At 63.6% G+C, this 7,269-nt stretch carries 6 protein-coding genes and 1 pseudogene; 4 read left to right on the top strand and 3 right to left on the bottom strand.

Translation table 11 applies throughout. The features are described 5' to 3' along the window. A pseudogene (locus tag ACIQ3B_RS17595) lies at positions 1-111 on the top strand (IS630 family transposase); the annotation flags it as partial. A gap of 378 nt (positions 112-489) precedes the next feature. Here the strand turns inward: ACIQ3B_RS17595 and ACIQ3B_RS17590 are convergent. The 3 genes from ACIQ3B_RS17590 to ACIQ3B_RS17580 form a co-directional block, all read right to left on the bottom strand. Further along, entirely contained in the window at positions 490-1,686 is a 1,197-nt protein-coding gene (locus ACIQ3B_RS17590; RefSeq protein WP_397404887.1) for a trypsin-like serine protease, read from the bottom strand. A 992-nt stretch (positions 1,687-2,678) separates the two neighbouring features. After that, positions 2,679-3,104, bottom strand: a complete 426-nt coding sequence (locus tag ACIQ3B_RS17585; protein ID WP_397404885.1) for a DUF3617 domain-containing protein — start codon at positions 3,102-3,104, stop codon at positions 2,679-2,681. Continuing rightward, a complete protein-coding gene (locus ACIQ3B_RS17580) occupies positions 3,101-3,385 on the bottom strand; it encodes a 2OG-Fe(II) oxygenase (protein ID WP_397404883.1) in 285 nt (94 codons plus the stop codon). The genes ACIQ3B_RS17585 and ACIQ3B_RS17580 overlap by 4 nt, the downstream gene beginning before the upstream one ends. Before the next feature lie 136 nt (positions 3,386-3,521). Between ACIQ3B_RS17580 and gyrA the strand changes: the two genes are divergently transcribed. The 3 genes from gyrA to ACIQ3B_RS17565 all read left to right on the top strand — a co-directional run bounded on the left by gyrA (position 3,522) and on the right by ACIQ3B_RS17565 (position 7,116). Further along, positions 3,522-6,296: a DNA gyrase subunit A gene (gene gyrA / locus ACIQ3B_RS17575; protein WP_397404881.1), complete on the top strand. Its 2,775-nt coding sequence runs from the start codon at positions 3,522-3,524 to the stop codon at positions 6,294-6,296. Positions 6,297-6,394: 98 nt separating this feature from the next. After that, positions 6,395-6,667, top strand: a complete 273-nt coding sequence (locus ACIQ3B_RS17570; protein ID WP_397404879.1) for a type II toxin-antitoxin system prevent-host-death family antitoxin — start codon at positions 6,395-6,397, stop codon at positions 6,665-6,667. Then, positions 6,664-7,116: a type II toxin-antitoxin system VapC family toxin gene (locus ACIQ3B_RS17565; protein ID WP_397404877.1), complete on the top strand. Its 453-nt coding sequence runs from the start codon at positions 6,664-6,666 to the stop codon at positions 7,114-7,116. The genes ACIQ3B_RS17570 and ACIQ3B_RS17565 overlap by 4 nt, the downstream gene beginning before the upstream one ends. The last annotated feature ends 153 nt before the right edge of the window (positions 7,117-7,269 follow it).

The raw sequence follows: 7,269 nt of genomic DNA, 5'->3' as shown, positions 1-7,269 counted from the left end.
TGCGCCCGAACCTTCGATGCCCTCTGGCAAGCCGTCGGCAGCATCTGCGACCTCTACGATCCCGATGAATGCTGGAATTTCTTCAAGGCCGCCGGATATACGTCACATTAAACGCACGATGCTCTAGGTTCTGTACTGCCTTGTGAGGGTTTACGCCGGGCAGAAATGGACGCTGCAATCTCGGCCGCACCACCCGGTCGCGGCAAAACGGCCCAGCAGAAGGAGAGCTGCGCCTATGGATAGGGATCAAGCCGCTTCTCGCCAGGCTCGCGGCAGGCCAGTTCCACCCCGGGCGAGGACTTTTCAGCAAACCTCGACGACGCGTTTCCATTGTTGTGGATGAAGTCGGGCGCCTGGTAACCGATGACCGCCCACCAGTTGAAGTTCCGAATTTCGGCAAGAAAGCCGAACTAATTGCCAACCCATATCTATACACAGAACCGCCGCCGATCCTGCGACCGGCGGCGCATGTCTGTCAGGCTTACCGGTCTAGGCGATCACAGCCTTGCGGCGGCGGATCATAGAGCCGGCAGCGCCGAAGCCGACGATCATCAACGCCCAGGTCGACGGCTCGGGAACTGCAATAGAAGCATTGATGAAGTCCGTATGGATAAAGATCGGCACATAGCCACTGAACTCACCCCAGCCAGCATTAAAGCCACCGCCGAAATCCCCGAAATTGGGGCCAAACGTCAAACCATAGGAGTTGATCGACGCCAGCTTGCCATTGATGAAGCCGGGACCACCCGAGTCGCCACGTGCAATACCGACTTCACGTGCGCCGAGGCCCGTATTGTCGAAAAACGTATTGCCGAGGGGACCCAGCCCGATCGCGTTTCCAATCCGACGCGACATGTCCTGCGCGCGCAGGCCATTGTCGAAGTCGGAAATGAAGCTGAACTCCACGTCGGCCGTGCCGAAGAAATTCTTGCCGTCGCTTCTGCGATTCGTGAAGAAGCCCTCGAATCGCGGGTCGCCCCAAGCGTAGTCGTAGGTGTTGTCGCCTTCGCGCAGGTAACCGTTACGTGCAACAAATGGAGCAGTATTGCCCTGCGCGCCGCCGACTGTGGAACGGGAGCCGTAGCCTGCCACATTGAAATCGCGGCCAGTCAGGTCGTTGGCTGTATACAGGTCGTAGCTGGTTGCCCACGACGGCGCCAGGTCGGCCAGGCGCAAGACGGCAATATCGTTCTGATCAATCACTTCGCCGGTGTAGTCGGGATGTACGAAGTAGTCAGAAATGCCAATCTCGACGCCACCGATCTGGGATACCGTCCGAACATTCGGGTCACCGTCGAAGAAGTAAGCCGTAGTATTCACCAGCCCTTGGGCAGTGGCGCCGCCGCCGCCGCTGACGCAGTGTGCGGCGGTCGCGATCGACCCGCCCCCCCCGATCACGCTGCCCGAACATATGAAACGGCTGTTGTCAGCGTAGGTCATGATCAGCGCGACCGTGCCGGCCTTGTTGGCGGTCGGAAAGTAGATGGGATTTCCACCCCCGATCGTGTTGGTGGGCGCCAGAACGTCTGACGTCGGTGTCTGGCCGATGATCCGGCTTTCGGCTTGCCAGGTCAGTCCCCCGCTGGAGCCAGAGACCGTTCTTGCCGCCGTGGCCGGCGTGGCCAAGCCAAGCAGTAATGCGCTCAGCGCACCGAATGTTGCAACCTGTAGCGAGTTCCTATGCATTTTGCGCCTCTGAAAACGCCGCGCCACTCAGCGCGAGATCTCCAATTTGTTTTCATCAAGGCGCTCGCTGTCAAGTCGAAATTAACTTTGTCCTGAATGCGGGGGGGGGGCATCCGACCAATGACTGAGAAGGCGGGACTTCAGACGTTTCTAGTGGGCCTTGTCTACCTGCACCACTTCACGGTCTATCCAGCCTCATGAAAAGTAGAGCAAAGGTCACTCCGTGGGGTCGCTCAGCCCCTCCTGGCCCAGCAAGCGGGCGAAGTTCTCTGTCTCGCGGAAGTCGCGGTAGACGGAAGGCCTATTTCCGTTCCGGCTGGTTTCTCTCCGTTGGGTCCGTGTCGACAAGCGGACGTTCGTATCCGGTTTCGGAAAGCAGAAACATCGCATCAATATTAATTGATGTTCCAATAAACGCGTTAATTGTTCGTCTAGTTATTCTGGACAGCATGTATTAACCTGCGTCAGGTATCTCTCCTGTTTCTGGGATTAGGGCTGCTATTCTGGAGATTTGAGTTCCGCACGCCTCCTATATTGCTCGTGGTGACCATGGCTACCTGTCTGGTGATCATCACGTCTGGCCGGAACAGGTTGGCGCAGGAACAGAAATTGGCTACCGGTCAGGAACCAGACCTTGCAGGCGCCGTTACCAAGCCGCCCGTCTGAGCGTCAGCAGGCCGAATGAAGCCGAGACGTCGGCGTTGACGGAGCTTCCGGTCGCCTCGCTCGACGACGCGCGGCGCGCCGGCGACGTTTTGCTTTCCCGTGGGGTCGGCGTGGCCCTGATTACCCTGGGCGAACGCGGCGCCTTGCCCACTTCGTGCCCGTAACGACAACCGCCTTGGCGTCGCCGAGGAAGGATAAAACGTCTGCTCCTGCTCAACAGCCGGCATAAGGCCCCGGCCTGCATGCGGACCATTGCCAGGCAGTCTGCAACGGGCTCCATGGTCAGGTTCTGTCCACTGGAGGCCGTTGTTACCGCCGTGCCCTGTTCAAGGCGCCACTGGGCAAACATCCCCGATCCGCCTCGCGTCGGTCGTCGCGCGGCCCACGATGTTCAGACCCAGGAACACGGTCGCAATGTCGGCGGTCAGCGTGAAGCTGATGGGTGTGTAGGCGCCGGCGCCCTGCACCGCCACCTTCTGGCCGGTCTTCGAAACACAGACGCCCTTCAGCCGGATCTTGCCGCCCGCGATCACCCGGCCGGGGTAGGTGCAGGCGTAGTGGCGGTTTGAAGGGCCGGCCATGAACTTCTCGACGTCGGTCGCCGTGATGCAGCGCTTCTCCGTCGAGGTCTGGTGTATGGGTGACAGCAGCCTGTTGGTGGATTCCCAATAGCCCGGCTGGATCGCGGGCGCCGATCGAACCGGCGTGGCGCCTGTCGTCAGGATCATCAGGCCCAGTACAGCCGTCCTCACGACCCTGCCGCCGGTGTGGCGTCAGGAAACTTCGAAAGATTGGCCTCGCGGATCTGCTGTCCGTCCACATCGTAAAGAAACGGCAGAAAAGCGTATCGACGCCCGCGTGTTACCGGGGTCGCCTCATGTAGCAGCGCGCAGCAGAACACCACGGCTCCGCCAGTGGGCGGCCGATAGGTCCGCGAACCGAACTCCGGAAACCGCAGGTCACCGCCCTCAACCCCTTCCGCGTTCAGATTGATCGAGACCGCGAAGCGCCGATGCGTCACCCTTCCGCTCACGCCCGCCCAGCCCCGGATACTCTCGCGATACTTCCGCGCACGCGCACGCGTACACGCGGGAGATGGCGCGGCCTGCCCCGGGGTGCTATTCAAAACACTCATATAACCCTTCGATTCGAACGGCGATTTCCCCACCTTGACCGACGACAGCAAGACCCCTCCCGAGGATGCCCGCGGGGGCATCGCCCCCATCGCGATCGAGGACGAGCTCAAGCGCTCCTATCTCGACTACGCGATGAGCGTGATTGTCAGCCGCGCGCTCCCCGATGTGCGTGATGGCCTGAAGCCGGTCCACCGCCGCATCCTGTTTTCGATGGGTGAACAGGGCCACACGCCGGACCGCTCCTACGTCAAATCCGCCCGCGTGGTCGGTGACGTCATGGGTAAATACCACCCGCACGGCGACGTCGCGATCTACGACACCATGGTCCGCATGGCCCAGCCGTTCTCAATGAACCTGCTGCTGATCGACGGGCAGGGCAACTTCGGCTCGGTGGACAACGACCCTCCTGCCGCCATGCGCTATACCGAAAGCCGCATGACCAAGGCCGCCATGGCCATCCTGGCGGACCTCGACAAGGACACGGTCGACTTCAAGGACAACTACGACGGCTCCGAGAGCGAGCCGGTCGTGCTGCCCTCGCGTATTCCCAACCTGCTGGTCAACGGCGCCGGCGGCATCGCCGTCGGCATGGCCACCAACATCCCGCCGCACAATCTGGGCGAGGTGGTTGACGCCTGCCTGGCCTATGTCGACAACCCCGACGTCAGCCTCGACGAATTGCTCGACATCGTGCCCGGTCCTGACTTCCCCACGGGAGGCCAGATCGTCGGCCGCACCGGCGCGCGCACCGCTCTGATGACCGGCCGCGGCTCGGTGATCATGCGCGGCATCGCCAATGTCGAGGAGATCCGCAAGGACCGCGAAGCCATCATCATCACGGCCATTCCGTTCCAGCTGAACAAGGCCAGCCTCGTCGAGCGCATCGCTGAACTTGTCCGCGACAAGCGCATCGAGGGCGTTTCCGACCTGCGCGACGAGAGCGACCGCCAGGGCATGCGCATCGTCATCGAGATGAAGCGCGACGCCTCCGCCGAGGTGCTGCTGAACCAGCTCTATCGCTACACCCCGCTGCAGAGCTCCTTCGGCGTCAACATGCTGGCCCTGAACCGCGGACGTCCGCTGCAGATGGGCCTGCGCGACATGATCACGGCCTTCGTGGATTTCCGCGAGGAGGTCGTGGTCCGCCGCACCCGGTTCGAACTGGGCAAGGCCCGCGACCGGGGCCACGTCTTGGTCGGCCTCGCCATCGCCGTCGCCAACATCGACGAGTTCATCCACATCATCCGCTCGTCCAGGGACCCGTCAGAGGCCCGCGAGCGGCTGGTGGCCAAGGACTGGCCGGCGGGCGATATGCTGCCCCTGGTCGAGCTGATCGCCGACCCGCGCAGCCTCACCATCGACGGCAACCTGATCCGCCTCACCGACGAACAGGCCCGCGCGATCCTGGCTCTGACCCTGTCGCGCCTGACCGGCCTTGGCCGCGACGAAATCGGCAATGAGGCCCGTTCGCTCGCCGACTCGATCCAGGGCTACCTGACCATCCTGGCGTCGCGCGAAAAGATCATGGCCATCGTCCGCGAGGAACTGGTCGAGGTCCGCACCGCCTTCGCCGTCCCGCGCCGCACCGAGATCATCGACGGCGACGCCGACGTCGAGGACGAGGATCTGATCGCCCGCGAGGACATGGTGATCACGGTCACCCACGGCGGCTACGTCAAGCGCACCCCGCTCAGCATCTACCGCACCCAGCATCGCGGCGGCAAAGGCCGCTCGGGCATGGCCACCAAGGACGAGGACGCCGTCACCCGCGTCTTCTCGGCCAACACCCATACGCCGATGCTGTTCTTCTCCTCCGGCGGCAAGGCCTATCAACTCAAGGTGTGGCGCCTGCCCGTCGGCACGCCCACCTCGCGCGGCAAGGCCTTCGTCAACCTCCTGCCTATCGAGCCCGGCGAGACCATCACCTCCATCCTGCCGCTGCCCGAGGACGAGGCGACGTGGGATCAGTACGACGTGATGTTCTCCACCCGCTCCGGCGGCGTGCGGCGCAACAAGCTCTCCGACTTCATCGGCATCAAGCGCAACGGCAAGATCGCCATGAAGCTGGATGACGGCGACTCCATCGTCGGCGTCGGCGTCTGCAACGCCCAGCAGAACGACATCCTGCTGACCACGGCGCTGGGCCGCTGCATCCGCTTCGCCGTGGACGAGGTCCGGGTGTTCGCCGGCCGCGACTCCACCGGCGTGCGCGGTATCCGTCTGGCCGAGGGCGATAGCGTCATCTCCATGGCTATCCTGCGCTCGGTGGCGGCCACGCCGGACGAGCGCACCGCCTACGTCAAACACGCCAACGCCATGCGCCGCGCACTGGGCGAGGGCGACGATGTCGAGGATGTCGCCGCCCCGGACGACGACGAGGCCGAAGCTTCAGACGGTCAGGCCAGCCTTACCCCCGAACGCATCGCCGAACTGGGCGCGGCGGAAGAGGTGATCCTCACGGTCTCCACCGAAGGCTACGGCAAGCGCACCTCGGCCTATGAGTTCCGCCGCACCGGCCGGGGCGGGCAGGGGCTCCTGGCCCAGGACCTCACCAAGCGCGGCGGCAAACTGGCCGCCTCCTTCCCGGTGGACGACGGCGACCAGATCCTGCTGGTCACCGACCAGGGCCAGTTGATCCGCACCCCTGTCACCCAGGTCCGCATGGTCGGTCGCAATACCTCCGGCGTGATCATCTTCCGCACCAGCGCCGACGAGCGCGTGGTCAGCGTCGAGCGGCTGGCGGACACCGGCGAAGACGAAGGCGCCGACGCCGGCCCGGGCGATGAGGCTCCGCCGACGGAAGGGTAGGGCGCATCTCGGCGCCGGCTCCGGGCGGGAGATTGCCATCTGACGGCGCGTGTCCTACAACCACCTCTCTGACTAGCTGGTCAGATGGAGGTCTGCGGATGGCCACGACAGACAGAACGCATAGCCAATGGAAGCTGGAGGACGCCAAGGCGCGCTTCAGTGAAGTCGTACGACTGGCCCGCACCGAAGGCCCGCAGCGGGTGAGCGTGCGCGGCAAGGACGCGGTGGTCGTGATGAGCGTGGAGGCGCTGGCGCGTCTGATGCCACCAGAACCTGGTCACGTTCCGCTGGTGACGTTCATGGAAGGCCTGCGTCTCGACGGGCTGGATCTCACGCGCACGATGGACGAAGAGCGCGACATCGACCTGTGATCGGCTGGCTGCTCGACACCAATGTCATCGCCGCGCTGATCAATCCGGGCGGCGCACCCAGCGTGAAGGCATGGGCGGCCGGACAGCCGGAAGATCTCATGTTCCTCAGCGTCCTGACCCTGGCTGAGTATGACAAGGGCATTCACAACCTGAGCGCCGACCACCCTGATCGGTCGCGCTACATCGCCGCCCTCGGCGCCCTCGAGCGCCGTTTCAAGGGGCGTATCCTGTCGGTCGATGACGCCGTCGTGCGTCGGTGGGGCGAGGTGTCAGGCACGGTCAAGCGGCTGACCGGCCATGCGCCGCCGGTCATCGACACCCTGCTCGCCGCAACCGCCCTGGAAAACCGCCTTTTCCTGGTCACCCGCAACACCCGCGACGTCCAGCACAGCGGCTGCGCCATCTTCAACCCCTGGACGGACGACCCGGCGCAGTTTCCGCTGGGGTGATGGGTGGGGGGGCGCATCCCTAGAACTGGGGAGGTAACGCTGACATCGCGTAATTGAGGTAGGCCCATCCAGACCTGAAGATACGAAGTCGGAGCGAGTGGATCGCGCTGCTTCAAACAGGAGGATGGACCCAATGGAAGTTTATGTCGGGTT

The sequence above is a fragment of the Phenylobacterium sp. genome (assembly GCF_044358365.1).
Classification (GTDB): Bacteria; Pseudomonadota; Alphaproteobacteria; order Caulobacterales; family Caulobacteraceae; genus Phenylobacterium.
Note: the sequence above shows the minus strand (reverse complement) of the source record. Positions and strands in the feature narration are given on the sequence as shown.

What these genes read in the sequence shown, in the direction of transcription:
- ACIQ3B_RS17590 (WP_397404887.1), bottom strand. Translation starts at nt 1,686, where the DNA reads ATGCATAGGAACTCGCTACAGGTTGCAACATTCGGTGCGCTGAGCGCA.
- ACIQ3B_RS17570 (WP_397404879.1), top strand. Translation starts at nt 6,395, where the DNA reads ATGGCCACGACAGACAGAACGCATAGCCAATGGAAGCTGGAGGACGCC.